General features: G+C 55.0%; 24 protein-coding genes. 9 read left to right on the top strand and 15 right to left on the bottom strand.

The window, feature by feature from the left end:
• Positions 1–10 precede the first annotated feature (10 nt).
• The 3 genes from ACW8F6_RS12760 to ACW8F6_RS12750 form a co-directional block, all read right to left on the bottom strand.
• Positions 11–1,297 carry an ankyrin repeat domain-containing protein gene (locus ACW8F6_RS12760; protein ID WP_491576253.1) on the bottom strand — a complete coding sequence of 429 codons (1,287 nt, stop codon included), beginning with the start codon at positions 1,295–1,297 and terminating at the stop codon, positions 11–13.
• Positions 1,298–1,965: 668 nt separating this feature from the next.
• Positions 1,966–2,175, bottom strand: a complete 210-nt coding sequence (locus ACW8F6_RS12755) for a hypothetical protein (protein ID WP_491576252.1) — start codon at positions 2,173–2,175, stop codon at positions 1,966–1,968.
• A gap of 289 nt (positions 2,176–2,464) precedes the next feature.
• The gene (locus ACW8F6_RS12750; RefSeq protein ID WP_491576251.1) at positions 2,465–3,169 is read right to left on the bottom strand and encodes a hypothetical protein; all 705 of its coding nucleotides are present in this window, start codon (positions 3,167–3,169) and stop codon (positions 2,465–2,467) included.
• Positions 3,170–3,530: 361 nt separating this feature from the next.
• Between ACW8F6_RS12750 and ACW8F6_RS12745 the strand changes: the two genes are divergently transcribed.
• Positions 3,531–3,713, top strand: a complete 183-nt coding sequence (locus ACW8F6_RS12745; protein ID WP_491576250.1) for a hypothetical protein — start codon at positions 3,531–3,533, stop codon at positions 3,711–3,713.
• Here ACW8F6_RS12745 and ACW8F6_RS12740 read toward each other — a convergent pair whose 3' ends face one another.
• From ACW8F6_RS12740 to ACW8F6_RS12730, 3 genes are read right to left on the bottom strand one after another with little or no spacing between them, the layout of a single operon-like run.
• A complete protein-coding gene (locus tag ACW8F6_RS12740; RefSeq protein ID WP_491576249.1) occupies positions 3,714–4,913 on the bottom strand; it encodes a CaiB/BaiF CoA transferase family protein in 1,200 nt (399 codons plus the stop codon).
• Between the two features lie 9 nt (positions 4,914–4,922).
• Positions 4,923–5,411 (bottom strand): TIGR00645 family protein, encoded by a 489-nt coding sequence (locus ACW8F6_RS12735; protein WP_491576248.1) that lies wholly within the window; start codon positions 5,409–5,411, stop codon positions 4,923–4,925.
• Between the two features lie 8 nt (positions 5,412–5,419).
• Positions 5,420–6,403 carry an NAD(P)H-quinone oxidoreductase gene (locus tag ACW8F6_RS12730; protein WP_491576247.1) on the bottom strand — a complete coding sequence of 328 codons (984 nt, stop codon included), beginning with the start codon at positions 6,401–6,403 and terminating at the stop codon, positions 5,420–5,422.
• 310 nt (positions 6,404–6,713) lie between these two features.
• Here ACW8F6_RS12730 and ACW8F6_RS12725 point away from each other — a divergent pair, with 310 nt between their 5' ends.
• Complete coding sequence (locus ACW8F6_RS12725) at positions 6,714–7,208, top strand: RNA polymerase sigma factor (protein WP_491576246.1); 495 nt, start codon at positions 6,714–6,716, stop codon at positions 7,206–7,208.
• Positions 7,205–7,996 (top strand): hypothetical protein, encoded by a 792-nt coding sequence (locus ACW8F6_RS12720; protein WP_491576245.1) that lies wholly within the window; start codon positions 7,205–7,207, stop codon positions 7,994–7,996. The genes ACW8F6_RS12725 and ACW8F6_RS12720 overlap by 4 nt, the downstream gene beginning before the upstream one ends.
• A gap of 1 nt (position 7,997) precedes the next feature.
• Here ACW8F6_RS12720 and pdxH read toward each other — a convergent pair whose 3' ends face one another.
• Positions 7,998–8,630 carry a pyridoxamine 5'-phosphate oxidase gene (gene pdxH / locus ACW8F6_RS12715; protein ID WP_491576265.1) on the bottom strand — a complete coding sequence of 211 codons (633 nt, stop codon included), beginning with the start codon at positions 8,628–8,630 and terminating at the stop codon, positions 7,998–8,000.
• Positions 8,631–8,704: 74 nt separating this feature from the next.
• Here pdxH and mobA point away from each other — a divergent pair, with 74 nt between their 5' ends.
• On the top strand, positions 8,705–9,319 hold the full coding sequence (gene mobA / locus ACW8F6_RS12710; protein ID WP_491576244.1) for a molybdenum cofactor guanylyltransferase MobA: 615 nt from the start codon (positions 8,705–8,707) through the stop codon (positions 9,317–9,319).
• Between the two features lie 23 nt (positions 9,320–9,342).
• On the opposite strand, the gene ACW8F6_RS12705 is transcribed toward mobA, so the two are convergent.
• The gene (locus ACW8F6_RS12705) at positions 9,343–10,278 is read right to left on the bottom strand and encodes a sodium-dependent bicarbonate transport family permease (RefSeq protein WP_491576243.1); all 936 of its coding nucleotides are present in this window, start codon (positions 10,276–10,278) and stop codon (positions 9,343–9,345) included.
• 126 nt (positions 10,279–10,404) lie between these two features.
• Between ACW8F6_RS12705 and ACW8F6_RS12700 the strand changes: the two genes are divergently transcribed.
• Positions 10,405–11,208 (top strand): polysaccharide deacetylase family protein, encoded by an 804-nt coding sequence (locus ACW8F6_RS12700; protein ID WP_491576242.1) that lies wholly within the window; start codon positions 10,405–10,407, stop codon positions 11,206–11,208.
• A 118-nt stretch (positions 11,209–11,326) separates the two neighbouring features.
• Here the strand turns inward: ACW8F6_RS12700 and ACW8F6_RS12695 are convergent, their stop codons facing one another.
• Genes ACW8F6_RS12695 through dnaX form a run of 7 tightly spaced genes read right to left on the bottom strand, consistent with a single transcriptional unit; the run spans position 11,327 to position 16,639 of the window.
• Positions 11,327–11,683 (bottom strand): hypothetical protein, encoded by a 357-nt coding sequence (locus tag ACW8F6_RS12695; RefSeq protein WP_491576241.1) that lies wholly within the window; start codon positions 11,681–11,683, stop codon positions 11,327–11,329.
• A gap of 37 nt (positions 11,684–11,720) precedes the next feature.
• Entirely contained in the window at positions 11,721–12,170 is a 450-nt protein-coding gene (locus ACW8F6_RS12690) for a YcgN family cysteine cluster protein (protein WP_491576240.1), read from the bottom strand.
• A 2-nt stretch (positions 12,171–12,172) separates the two neighbouring features.
• Positions 12,173–12,469, bottom strand: coding sequence for a YcgL domain-containing protein (locus ACW8F6_RS12685; RefSeq protein ID WP_491576239.1), 297 nt, complete (start codon positions 12,467–12,469; stop codon positions 12,173–12,175).
• Positions 12,469–13,617 carry a ribonuclease D gene (rnd, locus tag ACW8F6_RS12680; RefSeq protein ID WP_491576238.1) on the bottom strand — a complete coding sequence of 383 codons (1,149 nt, stop codon included), beginning with the start codon at positions 13,615–13,617 and terminating at the stop codon, positions 12,469–12,471. The genes ACW8F6_RS12685 and rnd overlap by 1 nt, the downstream gene beginning before the upstream one ends.
• A complete protein-coding gene (gene recR, locus ACW8F6_RS12675) occupies positions 13,617–14,210 on the bottom strand; it encodes a recombination mediator RecR (protein ID WP_491576237.1) in 594 nt (197 codons plus the stop codon). Before recR ends, rnd begins: the two co-directional genes overlap by 1 nt.
• A 39-nt stretch (positions 14,211–14,249) precedes the next feature.
• Positions 14,250–14,573 (bottom strand): YbaB/EbfC family nucleoid-associated protein, encoded by a 324-nt coding sequence (locus ACW8F6_RS12670; protein ID WP_491576236.1) that lies wholly within the window; start codon positions 14,571–14,573, stop codon positions 14,250–14,252.
• A gap of 35 nt (positions 14,574–14,608) precedes the next feature.
• On the bottom strand, positions 14,609–16,639 hold the full coding sequence (gene dnaX / locus ACW8F6_RS12665; RefSeq protein WP_491576235.1) for a DNA polymerase III subunit gamma/tau: 2,031 nt from the start codon (positions 16,637–16,639) through the stop codon (positions 14,609–14,611).
• Between the two features lie 203 nt (positions 16,640–16,842).
• Here dnaX and mobB point away from each other — a divergent pair, with 203 nt between their 5' ends.
• Genes mobB through ACW8F6_RS12645 form a run of 4 tightly spaced genes read left to right on the top strand, consistent with a single transcriptional unit; the run spans position 16,843 to position 19,400 of the window.
• Positions 16,843–17,394, top strand: a complete 552-nt coding sequence (mobB, locus tag ACW8F6_RS12660) for a molybdopterin-guanine dinucleotide biosynthesis protein B (RefSeq protein WP_491576234.1) — start codon at positions 16,843–16,845, stop codon at positions 17,392–17,394.
• Positions 17,387–17,899, top strand: a complete 513-nt coding sequence (moaB, locus tag ACW8F6_RS12655; RefSeq protein WP_491576233.1) for a molybdenum cofactor biosynthesis protein B — start codon at positions 17,387–17,389, stop codon at positions 17,897–17,899. Before mobB ends, moaB begins: the two co-directional genes overlap by 8 nt.
• Positions 17,896–19,092 carry a molybdopterin molybdotransferase MoeA gene (locus ACW8F6_RS12650; RefSeq protein ID WP_491576232.1) on the top strand — a complete coding sequence of 399 codons (1,197 nt, stop codon included), beginning with the start codon at positions 17,896–17,898 and terminating at the stop codon, positions 19,090–19,092. Before moaB ends, ACW8F6_RS12650 begins: the two co-directional genes overlap by 4 nt.
• Entirely contained in the window at positions 19,089–19,400 is a 312-nt protein-coding gene (locus tag ACW8F6_RS12645) for a DUF1244 domain-containing protein (RefSeq protein ID WP_491576231.1), read from the top strand. The genes ACW8F6_RS12650 and ACW8F6_RS12645 overlap by 4 nt, the downstream gene beginning before the upstream one ends.
• Positions 19,401–19,404: the final 4 nt, after the last annotated feature.

Here is a 19,404-nt window from a genome sequence, read left to right as displayed (position 1 = left end):
TATATCTCCCTCATCTATTTCCAGGTCTACGTCTTTTAAGAGACTCCAATTCATGTAACTTTCTAACTGACAAACTTCTTCTTTTCGTAAACAGCCCAAGCTTTTCTATCTTATTAAAAAAACCAATAGGATCTTTCGACTTCATTAGGGCAGAAGAGCACTCCCAATCTACATTCAGTCCGCTCAAATTAACTCCCTTTTTCGCTAACATCTCGATTAAAGGAATAGCTCGATCAGCAGTGAAAAGTATGAGCCTATTTATCCTTAGCTCATCTAGATTCTCTTCCAAATCAACAAGACTTGATGCATTTATTAAAAAAGTCGCAATATTTAGAAGTTCATAGCGGCTATCTTTATGGACTGCCGCATCTAAAAATGAATATAAATGCATATTGTCCACTAATGTAAATGCTGACACATCCAAGTTGCAATTAGATACAATAGTTTCAAATATCTCTACCCTCCTATAAATACACGCATACTTTAAAAAGCAAAGGATATCATCTTCATCCGCTTTCAATAGTTCTGATCCTAGAATAGATCTAAACTTACACTGATCATCATGCTTGATCGAAGTTATTAAATCTTGATAATCATCACCAACGTAGTCTTTTTCACCGGGAATAGACTTCGCCCCCAACTCCAATAGATACCTATGTGATTCAGGCCTATGTTTAGCTGCCAACCATCTAGGGCTACCTTGAGGCGAAATCCGGTTCAAATCATCGCCATGCTCCAGCAAGCCCTGCAAACCAACTGTATGACCTGATATGCACGCATGGTGAATAGGTCCAAGACCCGCCGAATCTGTGATGCTATAGTCCGCCTTTTCGCTTAGCATAACACTCGGATAATACGAACTGCTCTTAGATGTCAATATAACAGGGGTTTCACCATTTTTATTTTTATGATTGACATCAGCGCCTTTAAACACAAAATATTCAATCTCATACGGACATCCACCTTTAATAGCATGAATTAAAATATTGTTCCCTGTATTAATTTGAATAAGACTAAAATCAGATTCACCAAACAACTCTTTAAACCGCTCAAAATTGAAATAGTCGAACAAAAAGAAGAATGCGGGAGTTCCCATTAAATAAGTGTTTACTCCACCGATTTTACCAAGCATTTTTAGTGCTATAGATTCTTTTAATATAGAGCCAAATATAAATGCGATTTGTGGCGACATTTTTTCCAAATGTGACTCTACCTCGCCCGCCCTAACCTTTTCACCATTCAAATAGAGCGATTTTCTTCTTTGCCCATCTTCTCCTTCGCTGTGGCGTATTAGCAACGAGGATCCATAGCGAATTAAATCCTGAGTGAGTGAACTTGGGAATCGGTCTTCCGAATGATGATAAAATTCAACCTCTAAAAAATTCTGTTCTACTACTATTCGCTCAACCTGACAATCGTTCTCAAACTTATAAAAAAAGGCTTTAATCCTCTTTCTTTGAGCTTATTATCAATTTCGCAACAGATTCCATTCTCTAAGCTTGAAAACATACTTGCGATTTCATTTGCCTTATTTTCATCGCTGAATAAGCAGGTGAATGTTGTTGTTTTTTCCGACATTATTTTTGCACTCAAATGTTATATGAAAAACATCTAATAGCTTAGCGGGACATCCACCTTATCGCACTGAAAAAATAAAAGAATATCATGCCACCGAGAAAAACTATTTCTGACTAACTATAAAAGCAGCAAAATAGTGCTCTAAAGCTGATTTTTTTGAAAGAGCGTTTTGTGGTACACACCACAAAAAATCGATGAAAATAACTTCAGCTGATGTGACTAATTAATTTTTTTAAAATGCAAATGTTGCATTATAAATACCAACCGAAAACATGCAGATAGAAATGAATACAAGGAGCACTCCGGTATTACCTATCCAAAACCCTACTTCTGATCCGCTACCACCAAGCTTGATGGAACCCAAGTGAATTCTTTGAGCCACATATGTTAAAAAACCACCAAAAATTGCAAAATAACACCAATCGAGAATGACCTTAGAGCCCCAACCAAAATTGTGACATTAACACTTTCACCGACATTTCCCAAAAAAGTTAGCAAAGCAATTGCTGCTCCGCCATTAATCAGGATGGAGGTTTTTAAAACCTGCAACCCTATTTCAATGGTTGACTGAAATTGCTCTTTCTGCCCTTCATGCATACAAGAATCTCAATTGGCAAGTTGGAGTTTAACGCCTGCATTTGGAGCGGCGTAACGAGCGCGTAGCCGTCCAGCCGCGATTGACGGCAAACAAGATGCACTTATTAAAACTGATCATCTTCACGGTACATTTTTCCGTACCCCCAAATTGATAAGGAAACAAAAATAGCTCCTAGACCTAGCAGGCCCAATATCTGCACCCACGACCAATCCAGCAGTGCAGATGTCACATAAATAAGTAGTGCTAGAGTGATCGCTATAAAAATAATACAACGTACAAGATACATATCTATTTCCAAATCTGGTCAAATGCCCAGTCAGCACCAAATGCCCCAAGTATGCCACCAACAAACACCCCTAAAGGTACACAGGCTACAGCTGCAGGACCGCAGGCTAATCCTGCCGCACCTAACGCAGCTGCACCAGCCAAACCACCTCCTATCGCAGCCCCTTCATTCGCAGCAGCTCTAACTTTATCTTCGGCGGTAGCCACATGGTAAACAGCAATCGCCATCGTGAGCAGAAACAATCCCCTACCTACATGCCCCATCCATTTTGCGGCATTCGAAGCTGCAACTTGAGGAGAACCAGATTGTTTCACGATGCGGCGCCAAACAGCATCCTTCTGAGACGCCCCTAACAACGAAAAACTTTTTCCGTATAGTCTTTGTGCATATTTTTCCTCCAGCTCAGCCAGCGTTTTCCCTTCTTTCTTTATGAAAGTAGCAATTGCCACGCCCATAGAAGAGGATTTTCCTCTAAGCGCCTCCATTATAGTATTGCGCATTGCGCTAGCTTGTTCTGCAGCAAGTTTTGGGGATAGCTGATTTTTATTTACTTTAATTGCCAAGTCAGCAGACATAACTTTTGTCTGCTTAATGTACTCCTGTCTCACCTTGGCATCTGGTATCATTTGATTCGCAAATGCAATCGCCGTAGCTTCCAGTGAGGCTAGTTCTTGGTTTAAAAATTGGTCTTCCGTTCTAATACTCATCTAGAGTTCCTTTCTAACTACAAGTTGTAACAGTTTATTCACAGGACGCGGAGCGTATATTTTTTAAAGCTGTACAAACCTTAAATTAGCTAAATAGATGATTCCATTTGATATTCTATTTTAAACTTTGGCGTATAGATCTTCTTTTTTAGAAAACAAACACCACGCTGGCAATATATCTCCGGGACAATATGCCGAAATATACCTCATAAACCATTAATTCACATAGACAATGTGCGTACTTCCCCAAGATTTAGGGAAACCAAAAATCAGACCTAGCTACTGAAAAACGACAAGTTACAGAAGATAATTGGCCAAACACTTTTGTATAAACACAGAAGTCAGTGATGCAGGGCGCCTTATGAATCAACATATTCAAAGTGACGAAAGCCTTGATGGCTACCAAGAAAACCAGGCAAAGGACGAAGACCCATTGATTCTATTTAGCAATTGGTTCACTCGAACTCTAGATCAAGTCCGACTTTGCAGCTACTTTAAGCGCGCCGCACATTACGCGCGTTTACCACTGGCCTTGGCCAGTTAGTCACTCACCTTGGATTACGCCCTGCGCAGCTAAGGTCTGCAATTCGGCTGACGACAACCCCAGCAGCTCTGCCAATACTTCATTATTGTGGCTGCCCACGTCTCCACCCGGCCACTCGGTACCGCCGGGTGTACCGGTTAATTTTGGCATTATGGCGGGGATGTCTAGTGGCTTGCCGTCTATCTCGACGCGCTCAAACAGTGCACGCGCCTGAAAGTGGGGGTCGGCCATTTGGTCGGCGACATTGTAAATGGGACCCACGGGTACGCGTTCGTTTTCTAGGGTTTCGATCACTGTGCTGCTGTTGTGTTCTAAACACCATTTGGCAATAGCGTTGTCGATAGCCACCTGGTGTTCCACCCGGCCGGCGTTATTGGCCATTCGTGTATCGTCGGCCATGTCGGCGCGGCCGATGGCGGTCATCAGGCGTTTGAAAATGGAATCGCCATTGCCGCCAATCACCACAAATTTGCCGTCGGCACAGCGGTAGGTATTGGTGGGCACGATACCGGTAACGGTGGTGCCCGAGGCTTCGCGCACCACGCCGGCGCCTGAGTATTCGGGCACCACCGCTTCCATTAAATTAAACATGGATTCCACCAGGCTGACATCCACCACCTGCCCTTCTGCGCCATTGCGTTGCGCCAATAGCGCCAGGGCAATACCCAGGGCAGCGTGAATGCCAGCGATGGTGTCGCCAATAGAGAGGTTGGGCCGCACGGGGGCCTCGCCGGGAAAGCCATTGAGGTAGCGAAAACCGCTCATGCCCTCGCACACCGAGGCAAAACCCGGCTTGTGGGCGTAGGGGCCGGTCTGGCCAAAGCCCGAGATGCGCGCATACACCAGCTTTGGGTTGCGCGCCTTTAGGGCCTCTGGGCCCAGGCCCCACTTTTCCATGACGCCGGGGCGGAAGTTTTCCACCAGCACATGGGCACCGGCAATCAAATCGCCCGCCAATTGCTGGCCCTTGGGCTGGCGCAAATCCAGGGTGACGGATTTTTTATTGCGGCCCAGCGAGCGCCACCAAAAAGAGGTGCCGGTGTCGTCAAGTTTGCGCCAGTTGCGCAGCGGGTCGCCGCCGGCGGGCGGTTCTACTTTGATAACTTCAGCACCAAAGTAGCCCAGCAGGCAGCCGGTAAAGGGGCCCGCTAATAGCTGGCCCATTTCTATAACCCGAATACCCGCCAGTGGTTTTTGCATGAAACAACCTTAGTGTTTGGTAATTTTATCCAGGTAGCCCATGGCAAAGGCCGAGGCCACAAAGGTCATGTGGATGATGACGTACCACATTAATTGCATGTCTTCGTAATTTTTTACGCCCATGAATACTTTCAATAGATGGATCGAAGAGATGGCCACAATGCTGGCGGCAATTTTGGCTTTCAGCGAGGACGAATCCATTTTGCCCAGCCAATTTAGCTTTTCTTCATTTTCGCCAATATCTAACTGCGATACGAAGTTTTCGTAGCCGCTCATCATCACCATCACCAGCAGGCCGCCCACCATGGCCAAATCGATCAGGCTCAATACCATCAGCACCATGTTAGCTTCGGCAATGGTGGGAATTTCCATTAGCAAGTGAAACAGCTCGCGGAAAAACATAATGCCCAGCGCCAATACCGCCACGCTCAAGCCTAAATAGATGGGGGCCAGCAACCAGCGCGAGCGGTACATCAGCGTTTCAATAAATCGTTCCACTTAAAACCTCATTCATCCAACGTTAAAACAATTTTACCAATATGGGTGCTGGACTCCATCAACCGGTGGGCCTCGGCCACCTGCGCCAATGGATAGGTCGCAGCAATAACGGGCGCTAGTTTACCCGACTCGATGAGCGGCCACACCTGCTCTTGCAAGGCGTTTGCCAGGGCAGCTTTGGCCTGATCGGATTGCGCGCGCAGGGTGGAACCCGTCAGCGTTAATCGCTTAAGCATCACCGGCAATAAATTCAATGCAACCTGTGGCCCCTGTAAAAAGGCAATGTTCACAATGCGCCCGTCAAGGGCTGCCAGTTCGATATTTTTGGCCACATAATCGCCACCCACCATATCCAGAATCACATCCACACCTCGGCCATCGGTGGCGGCCTTTAACTCGGCGACGAAATCCTGGGATCGGTAATTTATGGCACGCACTGCGCCCAACCCCTCACAGGCTTCACACTTGGCATCGCTGCCGGCGGTGGCGTAGACGGTGGCGCCCAAGGCACTGGCCAATTGGATGGCGGTGGTGCCAATGCCGCTACTGCCACCGTGCACCAGCAGACTTTCGCCGGCTTGCAGGCCGCCGCGCACAAAAACATTGCCCCACACGGTAAACAGCGTTTCGGGCAGGGCCGCCGCCTGCACAAAGGACAAGTCCTTAGGCATGGGTAGGCATTGGGCCGCGGGCACGCACACCACTTGCGCGTAACCGCCCCCATTGCACAGGGCACACACGGCGTCGCCCACTTGCCACTGGCTAACACCCTCGCCCACCGCCGTGATCACGCCCGCCACTTCCAACCCCAAAATAGGCGAGTGGCCGGCGGGCGCCGGGTAGCGCCCCAATCGCTGCACCACATCCGGGCGGTTGACGCCGGCGGCGCGCACCGCAATTTGTACTTCGTCCGCCCTCGGTGCGGGCGCCGCTGCCTCGCGCACTACCATTGCATCGGCTGCGCCAAATTCGGGTAGATCAATAAATTGCATCTTAACCTCGCTCAGGGATTGATCACTTGCCACGATTAGGCGGCGCACAGTATCGCACAGCTATTATCGAGCCACACCTGCACTGGCTTGGGTGGCCAATTCCGCCATATCACTGAAACCCACTGCAATCAGTTTGCCGTCGCAATCGTCTATTGCAAGAGCGAGGGGTGATTTAAGGGCCGCGATTATCCTTAACTACCACTGGCTGTTATTCTAAGGGGCCTGGCTGGCCGCGATGATAGAGGCCCATCGATGCACAGCCCGAATGGGCGGCGCAGCTCTACTTTTGCACTTAAAAGGTCTGTTAAATGTGATAAACCTTACCGACGCACAGTGGCAAAATTTGTACCGCTACGGCGTGACCCTTATTGGAAATCCGCAAGATGCATTGGATTTACTGCACTCGGCTGTGGAGCGCTGGTTGCGCGTGACGCGCACCGAGGTGTTAGACCCGGAGGCCTATTTGCGCACCGTCATGCGCAACCTGCAGTACGATCGCTGGCGCGCGGAGCAGCGCCAACCCACCCAGGTGCCCCTAGACAATCAAAACCTGGCCGAGGTTATTAGCACCGGCGAACAGACGCTGGAAACCCTGGTGATTCAGCGGGCGCAATTGCACGCCATCTGGGATCGTTTGAGCCCCGACATGCGCGATATTATCTACCTCTGGGCGTGGCTGGGATTCACTACCCAGGAAGTGGCCGACGAGCTAAAACTGCCAAAAGGGACGGTGCTGGCTAAAATTCACCGCCTGCGTCAGCGATTAATTGCCCAGGCAACCCCCGAGCGACGAGTGAACCCATGAGCGAGCAAACACCGCCAGATTTTAAAACCCTGTGCCAAGAAAAAATTGGCAGCGAAGCGCTAACAGAAGCTCAGCTTGCAGCGCTAAAGGCCAAAACCCAGCCCCTGTTCCCCCCCAAAAAACGGGGGCTGTCGAACTGGCAGAAAGTTGCCTGCCTGTTGCTGCTGGTCGGCGTCGGCCTGATGACCTACACCCAGTGGCAGGACTATCAGCGCGAACAGCTGATTCACGCCATCACCCAGGAAGTGGTAGACAATCACCTCAAGCAGCGGCCTCTGGAGTTTAAGTCGCACGCTTTACAGCGGCTAGATCGCGAGTTCAGCGCACTGGACTTTACCTTGGTCGACAGTATTCAAGTGCCGGCCCTAAACGAACAACTGCTGGGTGGCCGCTACTGCTCGATTCAAGGCCACACCGCCGCGCAACTGCGCCTTGATCAGAACGGGCGCACCGGCACCCTGTACCAGGTACCCTTCGACGCCGATGACTTCAGCAAGCTGGGCAATATCAATGTGGACGAACGACCGCTGCTGCGTTATGCGCGCGGTTTAGAGGTACTGCTGTGGGAGGAGAAAGGGGTACTACTGGTATTGGTACAAGCACCGGCAACAACCGATGCACCCATCGCTATAACCGCGCCGGCGTTATTACCGCCCGCTTTAACCGCAGGCGCAGACGCGCGCACTACTAACGCCGTTGACAAAGATGCCACCACTAAAAGCACTACGAAAAAAGCAGACTCGCCTGACAATACCGAAGCGCGCAAGGACGCAACTCATCAACTCTAACTCAGGGCGCCAACCGAGTACGCTGCCAGCCATTTTCTGTACGGGTGTATTGAAAGCGGTCGTGCAGCCGGTTTGCGCCGCCCTGCCAGAACTCAATTTCCGAGGGCACCACGCGAAAACCGCCCCAAAAATCCGGCGCAGGAATTTCACCTGCGGCAAACTTTTCTTTCATGCGCGCTACCTGTTGCATTAATAACTGGCGGGTAGATACCGGGTGACTCTGGTGCGAGGCCCAGGCAGCCAGCTGGCTCTCCTTGGGGCGCGACAGAAAATACTTGGCAGATTCGGTAGCGCTGACTTTTTCGGCCAGGCCGCAAATTTTTACCTGGCGCTCGATGTCGTGCCAGGGAAAGTGCAGGCTGACTTTTGGATTGTCGGCCAACTCGCGCGCCTTGCGCGATCCGTAGTTGGTATAAAACACAAAACCGTGATCCACCTTTTTTAACAGCACTATGCGCTGCGACGGCTGACCACTGGCATCTACGGTGGCCACGGTCATGGCGGTGGGGTCTTTTAATTGCAATTCGATAGCCTGCTGCAGCCAGCGTTCAAATTGGGCAATGGGATCGTCGTCCAGGTCGGCGTGATCCAACCCGCCCATCAGGTAATCGCGTCGTAAATCTTCCAGGTTCAAGCTCATGGGGCAACTCGGCGTTTGAGACAATTGACGCTATTATACGGCCAAGCATGCACAACAGACGACCGAGTATGAATATCCCCACAGAAAATATCGCCGGCCTAATCATCGCCGGTGGCGCCGGGAACCGCTTGGGCGGCGTCGATAAATGCCTGCTGGAATTGCACGGCAAACCACTGCTCTACTATTGCCACCAACGCCTGACCAGCCAGGTGGACGCCCTGGCGCTCAACGTCAACGGCGCGCTCGAGCGCTTCAACCCGGCACTCGCCCCGCTGCCCCTGCTCGCGATGTTGCCCGACAACCCACCCAGCGTTGGGCCCTTAAGTGGTATTTTGGCCGGCCTCACTTGGCTGCAGGGCCTACCGCAACAATGGCTGCTCACCGTCGCCGCCGACACGCCCTTTTTCCCCGAGAATTTAGCCGCACGCCTGGCGGCCGGGCTGGGCGTCAAATCGCAACTGGCGGTGGCCTCTGAGCAGGGGCGCATGCACCCATTATTTGGGCTGTGGCACCAGAGTTTGCTGCCGCGATTGCAGCAGGCCTACCGCGACGACCAGCATCGACTGCAACAACTGGTGCGCGAGCTGGGCGGGATTCAGGTGGATTTCGGCGACGAGGCCCAGGCGTTTTTCAATATCAACACCCCAGCGGACTTGGCACAGGCACGGGTGCTCATGCACTGAGCGCCCGCCCTGCGGACTGCGAGCTAAAGCGCGATCAGGTAGTGATAAAAACCTATGCCCACCAAGACGTTTAACGGGAAAGTCAAACCCAGTGAGGCGAGCATGGCCAGACCGATGTCTGCTTTAGGTATGGCACCCTTGATGGCCACAGGCGCGGCAATGTAAGAGGCGCTGGCAGTGAGCGAAGCCAGAATCACCTGGGTGCCCTCGCCCATGCCAAGCGCCTTGCCCGCCGCAATGCCCACCAGCGCCAACAAGGGCGGCGCGATCAACGCAAAGCTCAACAATCGCCAGCGGGCCCAAGGGAATGGCCGCAAGGTATTGGCAGCGGTCAACCCCATTTCCAGCAGGAATAACGCCAATACCGCCTTGAAGGCACCCGTGTACAAATCGGTGACCGCCGCGCCCTGAATTGGCCCGTACATAACGCCAATGATGACGCCACCTAAAAGTAAAATGACACCTTGGTTGGTAAAGGCCTCATGCCAGAGTTTACTCAGCGTGGGTTGCACCGGCCCGCTCTTCTGCAGGCGCCGATAGATCAACAGGCCCACCACAATGGCCGGTAACTCCATGGCCACCAGATAGAGCGTGACCTCTGGCGCCACCACCAGCTCGCGCGCTTCCACATAGGCCAGCGCCACGGCAAAGGTACCGGCGCTCACAGAACCGTAGTGAGCGGCGATACTGGCGCTGTCTTCCAGATTCAGCCCCACCAATTTGCGCAACAGCGGAAACAACACCAGTGGTATCACCCCACCCAGCGCCATAACCGTCAGCAGCTCTGGCACCAGCTGCCACTTGAGATTGCCGTACAACGCCATACCGCCCTTCAAACCGATGGTGAGCATCAGCAGCAAACTCAGGGTTTCATAGGCGGCTTTGGGAACAGCGAGATCGGAGCGGAGCAAGCCGGCAATCAAACCCAGCAGAAAAAACATGACAACAATATCGGGCATGGTGCTGACTCCAGATGAGGAAGGCGCATTGTAGCCAGTGAAGGAAAATTTCATAGCCCCTGGCGCACTTTGACCGGCGAAAGCCCGCCATGCACAATAGGGTCAATTCCCTATGCGCCCCTGTCCATGCAAACCTGTCTGCCAATGCAATCTCGACTGCCGATTAGGCTCGCACAGCTACTGCTGCTGGCCCTCGCTGCCCACTGGAGCGCGGGGCTTTACGCCGGCGAAACCGGTTGGCCCAACAATCGCCAGGTTGCGATCAGCCTCAGCTACGACGATGCCTTAGATAGCCAACTAGACAATGCGGCGCCGGCCCTCCGGGCGGCGGGCTTGCACGCCAGCTTCTATCTAACCTTGTCCTCGGCGGTAGTGGCCAAGCGTTTGCAAGAGTGGCGCGAACTGGCTGCACAGGGCCACGAGCTGGGCAATCACACCTTGTTTCACCACTGCCGGGGTTCGCTGCCGGGCCGCGACTGGGTAGGCCCCCATCAGGATTTAGACAAGCGCAGCCCCGCACAACTGCGCGAAGAAATCTTGACTGCCAATCAGTTTTTGCAGGCCATTGACGGTCTGCAACAGCGCACCTTTACGCCGCCCTGCGGCGACACACTGGCCGGCGGCGAGGATTATCTGACGCTAATTCGCGCGGAGATGCTAGCCATTAAAGGTCAAGAACCCAAGGCGCTGAATGCAGTTTGGTTGGCGCCTTCAGAGATAAGTGGTGAGGCGTTGATTCAATTGGTGGAACAGCACGCTGCCACCAGTAAACTCATCAACCTGACCTTTCACGGGGTAGGCGGCGATCATCTTGCCATCAGCGATCAAGCACACCGGCAACTGCTGGACTATTTGCAAGCGCACGAAACCCGCTACTGGGTAGCGACCTACCGCGACATTGCCAGCCGCTTTGACCGGATAAAACCGTGACGTAGGCCGATATGGGCAACCCCACCGTCATATTGATGAGCTATCGGCGAGGTATACACCTAAAGCCCCGGCTGCGTAGGTGCTGGCTGCTTTTGAGAAAAATTCGCACAGGCCCGTGTTAGTCGGCGGTGGCCGCCGGTTGCGCGGAATTACCGGCGCGCCATTTTTGCCAGGCAATACGTGCCAGTAGGCTCACCAATAAAGCCGCTACCCAAACAAACGCCATGGGCCAAACCACGCGCATGATGGGCTGATCGGTAAACAAGCCATCGAGAACCAGTACAAAGAACGCCGGCGCCCATTGGGGCAAATCGGGCGTCAGCGCCACGGGTGTTAGTAGCCAGGCGCCCACAGTGACCGTGGCAAATTGCGCCAATTCGCTGCGCTGCCGAAACATCCACCAGGTGGCAATCATCAATCCGACGACACCGGCAAAATAGATGTACCACATCAAGGCGATATTGGGGTCTTGCATGAGTTTGCTCCAATTCAAAAAATAAAGGCTACTGCGGCTACAGATCCACCCAGTGCACAACTTCGTCTTGCCAGTCGTCTTCGGCCACAGCCCCCTGTGGCTTAGCCCGGCCGCGCACGGAAATCCCCGCCGCGTGCACCGATTCGGGCGAACCCGTGATAAGCGGGTGCCAGTCGGGCAAGTCCTGCCCCTCGGCAACCAGTCGGTAGGCGCAAGTTACTGGCAGCCAATGAAAGTCGGAAATTTTTTCGGCGCGCAATTGCAGGCACTCGGGCACCTTGGCCAGCCGGTTTGGGTAGTCGCCGCAGCGGCAGCTATGCAGGTCCAGAAGATTGCAGGCCAACCGGGTGTAGTAAACCTCGCCGTCGTCTTCGTCTTCCAATTTTTGCAGGCAACATTTGCCACAACCGTCGCACAGCGCCTCCCACTGGCTGTCGGTCATCTCGGCAAGCGGCGTGTCGCGCCAGTAGTCTCGGTGCCAGGCCAAGGTTACACCAGCTTGGAATTTTGTTGGTTGATGCGCGTCATGTAGTCTTCTTTGGGCGGCGGCAGCTGCAGATAAAAGCCGCGCTCGTCCAGCGCCGCGCGCACTTTGTCTACGTCTACGCGGGCCAGTTTCCGGCCGTCGCGCAGCAACAGTGTCATCACGTGGGCCGGCTTGCCGAATTTTTCCAGCAGTGCCTCGGGCACCCGCTTTAGGCCGTCGGATTTGCGCACGTACAAATACATGTCTGCATCTTTCGGGCTTTTGTAAATATCACATAAATTTTTAATGGCTTCTGACATTAGCTGTTCTCTTGCTGGTATTGCGGCACCAGTGCCTGGGCCTGCTCTGCTAACTGCTCACCGATAACAGCATAGCGCCACCCGCTAAAACTGTCGGGCAATTGCACCTGGCCGGCCAAGACGCTGCGCGTCAGCGCCTCCAGGTCTTTTTTGCGGGTGAGAATTTCAGGGGTGATGGCCTGTGCCTGCGACACTTCCTGCGCCACCGCTTTAAAGGCCTTTAATATCTCGCCCTGCGCCGGTGTCAATGGTTTTGGCAAACGCTCGGGCAGGTCCGATGTCTGGGCGGCAACGGCTATCAAATCCAACAGTTCCTGGCCGTGCTCTTTGAGCGTGCGATTGCCCATCCCCTCTATGTGGGCAAGCTGCTTTAGCTGGGTGGGTTTGCGGCGCGCTACCTCCCAGGCGGCGCCCTCTTTCATCAACCGGTTGCGCGGAATATCCAGCTCGCGCGCTTTGGTTTCGCGCCAAATACACACCGCCCGCAAGACGGCCAGCTGGTCCGGGTAGAGTTTCCAGGCCAGTTTGATTTTGGTGTAGGCCAAACTGAAATCGTCGGGGCTTTCCGCGGCGGCCACCAAGGTCGCACACTCTTCCTGTACCCAACTTAAACGCCCCAAGCTTTTTAACTGGGTGAGTATTTTGCCGTAAACAATTAACAGGTAGGCCACATCCAGCGCCGCGTAATGCAACTGCGACTGGCTGAGCGGACGCTGCATCCAATCGGACCGGGTTTCGCCTTTTTCCAAATCTATAGACAGTTGGTCTTGCACCAACGCGGCATACCCCATGGAAAAACCGATGTTCGCAAAAGCCGCGGCAATTTGGGTATCGAACATGGGCATGGGCACCACGCCCAACAGAAACCGGAAGACTTCCAGATCTTCCGAGCAGGAGTGAATCACTTTTATGGTGCCTGGGTGCACCATGAGGGCCGTCAACGCCGATAAATCGTCGATTGCCAAGGGATCGATCAAATAACAGCCCTGGCCGTCGCCCACCTGAATCAGGCCCGCGTGCGGAAAATAGGTGTGGCTGCGCATAAACTCGGTGTCGATGGCAATGGCCGCCTGCTGCTGCCAGCGCGCGCACAGGGATTCCAACTCGCCTTGTGAATCCACCCAAATGGGTGTGGTTGCTATGGTCATTAAATTTTTTGCCTGCTAGAGAAGGCGTGCGCTAAGGTGCCGCCATCGATGTATTCCAACTCGCCGCCCAGGGGCACGCCGTGGGCAATGCGCGATACAGTCACTTGCTGTTTCTTGGCGCGCTCAGAAATATAGTGCGCGGTGGCCTCGCCTTCGATAGTCGGGTTGGTGGCCAAAATTACCTCTTCGACACCGCCCTCTGCCAGCAGCGTTTGCAGTTGATCCAAGCCCAGATCTGCGGGGCCAATACCATCGATGGGAGACAGGTGCCCGTGCAACACAAAGTAGGTACCCGCATAAGTACCGGCCTGCTCAATGGCGAGCACATCGGCGGGGGTTTCCACCACACACAAGAGCGCCTGATTGCGACGCTGGTTATTGCAGATACTGCACAAGTCCTGCTCGGTCAGCGTACGGCAGCGTCGACATTCGCCCACCCCTGCTACCGATGCACTGAGCGCTTGCGCCAACCGGCTGGCACCTTCGCGGTCGCGCTCCAATAAATGCAGTGCCATGCGCTGCGCAGACTTGGGGCCCACACCGGGCAGGCAGCGCAGAGAATTCATGAGCTCATCGATTAACGGGCTAAACATGCAGGACTCTCAGTGGAAAAAGCTTAGGGATGGGCGAATTCAAAACGGCATTTTAAAACCGGGGGGCATTTGCATACCGCCCGTTAAGGAACCCATAAGTTCTTTGTTTTTGTCTTCGACTTTGCGCACGGCGTCGTTCACCGCCGCTGCGAGTAGATCCTCGAGCATCTCTTTGTCTTCGGTGAGCAGCGTGGGATCGACGGTCACTTTGCGCACATCGTGGCGACCATTCATCACCACGCTCACCAGACCTGCGCCGGCGCTGCCAGTGACTTCCGCATTGGCCAGATCCTCTTGCATTTTCTGCATTTTTTCTTGCATTTGTTGCGCCTGCTTCATCAGGTCGCCCATATTGCCAAACATAACCTTACCTCGGGTTGGTGACTGATCGGCCGCGCTTACAGCGGTTCTACCGTTTGTTCATCCAGACGCGCCTGAAAGTGAGCTTCCAGGCGCTGCAACAGGGGATGGGATTTAATACTGTCCATGGCCCGCGCCTGTTGCTCGGCGCGCAGCCGGATGGCCGTGGCCGAGGGCGTTTCCGCAACCACCTGGCCCGGCGTGATGGCCACAGTAACCGGCTCATCAAAATAGGCCGTGAGCAAATCGGCCAAGCGCTGTTGGTGACTGACGTCAAACAAGTTGGCGTTGGCGTCATCTAACGTAAAGCGCAAGTGATTGCCCTCGACGGCGTCCAGCGTGCTATTGGCGGCGGTGCTCTGCAAAACGCCGCCCACCTGTAGATCTAGGTACAAATCCACCCACGACTCAGGCTTGAGCTCTGCCAGCGATAACTTTTTGGGCTGTTCGCTGAGCGGCTCGGGCGAATCAGTCGGTGCCGTCACCAGGGGAACAGGGGCGGCGACGACCGGTGTAGCCTTGGCGGCCGGCGGTATCGGCGGCGTCTGCGCTTGAGGCGCTGGTTCGCGCGGGGCTGGCACAGACTCAATCGCTTGGGCCGCTTGAACCGCAGCGACTGCCTCCGGTGCGTCGGCATTCTCAACGGCGGGCGCCGAGCGTGCCGTGGGTGCGGCTTCGTCGGCGTACATATTGGCGCCGCGGGTGTCGTCGTCCCAGGGCGGCGTATCGGAATCGTCGAGTGCTGTCTCTGCTGTCGCCGAAGGCGTCACTGCCTCGGGCACAGCGGCTGGCGCGACGGGTGTTGGCTGAACGGACTGCTTGGGTTGGACGGGCGGCGCAGGTTGGGCGGGCTGCACTGGCTGAGCTGGCGCCTCGGAGGCCGTGCTCGCCGGGGCCGGCTCGGCCCTGGGTTGCGCCGGCGCCACCGCCGCTGGCGTACCGGCCGCAGGTGCAGACAAGGCAGCCTTAGGCAAATCGGCAACGCCCTGGGGCTTAAAGGCCATCATGCGCAGCAATACCATGTCAAAACCAGAGCGCGGATCGGGCGCCAGGGGCAAATCTCGCCGGCCCAGCAACGCCGTTTGATAAAACAGTTGTACATCTTCGGCTGGCATCTGACCGGCCAGCGCCAACACCCGTTCGCGGTCGCCAAAGCTGTTGTCTATGGCCTCTGGCATGGCTTGGGCAATGGCAATACGGTGCAGTACCGACAGCATTTCCGCCAGCGCGCCCTGGTAATCGGGCGCGTGTTCGGCCAACCGATTCACTGCGGCAAACAGCGCCGATCCCTCGCCGGCTGCCAGCGCTTCGAGCATGTCGTACACCAGACCCTGGTCGATGGTGCCCAACATGGCGCGCACATCGGCCTCTTGCACCTTGCCGTTGCCAAAGGCGATGGCCTGATCGGTAAGCGACAGGGCGTCGCGCATGGAGCCATCGGCGGCGCGGCCCAATTGCCAAAGCGCGGCGTCGTCAAAGGGCACCAGTTCTTTTTCGAGCACAAAGGCCAAGTGGCCCACGATGCGCTCGGGGTTCATGTTTTTCAGGTTAAATTGCAAGCAGCGCGACAGCACGGTAACCGGCAACTTTTGTGGGTCTGTGGTGGCCAGCAGGAACTTCACGTGCGGTGGCGGCTCTTCCAGTGTTTTCAACAGGGCATTAAAACTGCTGGTGGAGAGCATGTGCACTTCATCGATCAGATACACCTTGTAGCGGCCGCGCGTGGGCGCGTATTGCACGTTTTCTAGTAGCTCGCGGGTATCTTCCACCTTGGTGCGGCTGGCCGCATCCACTTCGATCAAATCGACAAAGCGGCCCTCGGCAATTTCCTGACAGGCGCCGCACTGGCCACAGGGCTCGGAACTCACGCCCGTCTCGCAGTTCAGGCACTTGGCCAAAATGCGCGCAATGGTGGTCTTGCCCACACCGCGGGTGCCGGTAAACAAATAGGCATGGTGCAGGCGGTTGTGATCGAGGGCATTGATCAATGCCTGAAGCACATGCTCCTGCCCCACCATTTCGCGGAAGATGCGGGGCCGCCATTTGCGGGCGAGTACCTGATAGCTCATGGGCGCCAAACTGCCTGTGTTGTGTAGATAAGTGGCTGAATTACCAACCAATTCATTCAAACGAGCTAGTATATCCCAGTGCCGCCACAGAAACACTGGAAGACCGTGCCCACAGCGCAAATCCCCGATACAAGCCGGCGCCGCCGTCAGACTCTGGTAAACTCCCGCCACGGACAAACCAATCACACACCCCTAGACTCTCCATGAAAATCATCGGTATTACCGGCTGGAAAAACAGCGGCAAAACCACCCTGGTCACGCGCCTGGTGGCCGAGCTCTGCGCGCGCGGCCTGCGTGTCTCCACCGTCAAACACGCCCATCACACCTGCGACGTGGATCAACCCGGGCGCGACAGCTACCAGCACCGCGAGGCCGGCGCCCACGAGGTACTCCTGGCCTCGGGCAAGCGCTGGGCCTTAATGCGCGAACTGCGCGACCAACCCGAGCCCGAACTGAGCGAACTGCTGCCGCACCTGGCACCGGTTGATCTGGTGGTGGTGGAGGGTTTCAAACTGGCCGATCACCCCAAAATTCAGGTGATTCGCGCCGCCAATAATCTGACCCCGCTACCCGAGCAGGCGCACAATTTAGTGGCCATTGCCACCGACAACCCCGCACTGGCGCCGGCCGACTACGGCTGCTGCGGCCCCGTTTTAGCCATCGACGACATCGCCGCCATAGCCGATTTTGTGGTGGCCTATACCGGCGCCCAAGCCAACTCACCTTCGATTTCAGGACCTAAGGCCCATGACTGACTTCCAAACGCTCAATATTGCGGTACTCACCGTGTCCGACACCCGCACCGAAGACACCGACAGCTCGGGCCGCACACTGGTCGATGCCTTGACGGCCGCCGGTCACAAGTTGGCGCACAAAGTGATTGTAAAAGACGATATTTACCAAATTCGCGCGGCCTGCTCCGCCTGGATTGCCGACACTGCAGTTAACGCCATTCTGATCACCGGTGGCACCGGCTTTGCGGGCCGCGATTCCACGCCCGAAGCGGTCGCGCCGCTGCTGGATAAAGAAGTGGTGGGCTTTGGCGAGCTGTTCCGACAGGTGTCCTACCGCGACATCGGCTCCTCGACCATACAATCCCGCGCCCTGGCGGGGCTGGCCAACTTCACGGTTATTTTTTGCCTGCCCGGTTCAACCAATGCCTGCAAAACCGGTTGGCAATTGATTGCCGAACAGCTGGATGCCCGCCACAAACCCTGCAATTTTGTGGCACTGCTGAACGAAAAGGGCCGCCAATTATGAGGCCCGAGCTGACGCCTGTGGCTACGGCCCTGGCGCGCATATTGAGCCACGCAGTACCCATAACCGAGCGCGAACAGCGGCCCCTGGCCGATTGCCTGGGGCGCGCCCTGGCCGAAGATCTGCACGCGCCCATCAATGTGCCCTATGAAGACAATAGCGCCATGGACGGCTACGCGGTATGCACCCGCGACCTGCTGGCGTCGCCGCTGATCGTGAGCCAGCGCATTGCCGCCGGCCAGGCCGCCCAGCCGCTGGACTTGGGCAGTTGCGCACGCATTTTTACCGGCGCCCCCATCCCCGAGGGCGCCGACGCAGTGGTGATGCAGGAGCAGTGCGAACGGGTAGACGACCGGGTGCGCTTCCCAGAACAAGTGAGCCCCGGCAATAACATTCGCCGCGCCGGCTCCGATCTGCGGGTGGGCGAGCGCGTGCTGGCCGCCGGCCATTTACTGCAACCGCAAGACTTGGGCCTGCTGGCCTCGCTCGGGCTGGCCGAGCTGCCGGTACTGCGCCCCCCCAAGGTGGCCATTTTATCCACTGGCGACGAACTCACCGCTCCCGGCACTCCCCTCAGTGCCGGCAAAATATACAACTCCAACGGACCCATGCTATCGGCGCTATTACATAAACTGGGTATTAGCGCCAGCCACACCAGCCTGCCCGATGAACCCAACGCCATTCGCGCCGCGCTAAAAAACGCCGCGCAGTCGGCCGACTTGATTATTACCAGCGGCGGCGTGTCGGTGGGCGAAGAGGATCACATCAAACAATGCGTCGCTGAACTGGGCGAGCTGGCCGTATGGAAATTGGCTCTCAAGCCCGGTAAACCGCTGGCCTTCGGGCGCGTTGAGCAGACGCCGCTGTTTGGCTTGCCCGGCAATCCCGTGGCGGTGTTCGTCACCTTTTTATTGTTTGTGCGGCCGTTTATCAAACGCCTGCAGGGCCAGCGAGATGTGCAACCCCTAAGCCTAAAAGCGCAGGCAAACTTTAGCCGTCCGCAATCCAATGTGCGCGAAGAATTTTTGCGGGTGCGGCTGCAATCTAACAACAGTATTACCGCTTATCCCGATCAAAACTCCGGCGTTTTATCGTCCACCAGCTGGGCCAACGCGCTGGCCGTGGTACCGCCACACACCCGCATTGAGGAGGGTGATACACTGGACACTTTACTTTTCAGCGAGTTGTTATCGTGAGCAAAATTTCTGAACTAGACCCACAAACTCAGCAGGCCTTAGAGGCCGCTGCCTTTCGTCGCCTGGTGGCACACCTGGACGAGCGCAAAGACGTGCAAAATATCGACCTGATGAACCTGGCCGGATTTTGCCGCAATTGCTTAAGTAAGTGGTACGCCGCCGCGGCGGCGGAACAGGGCATCGACATCGACTACGATGCCGCGCGCGAGCGGGTTTACGGCATGCCCTACAACGAGTGGAAAGCCCAATACCAACAACCTGCCAGCGACGCACAGCAGGCGGCCTTCGCAAAACAACAGAAAGATTAAACGC

The sequence above is a fragment of the Simiduia sp. genome (assembly GCF_058345725.1).
The sequence above is the reverse complement of the archived record's forward strand: the minus strand, read 5'-3'. Positions and strand labels throughout refer to the sequence as shown.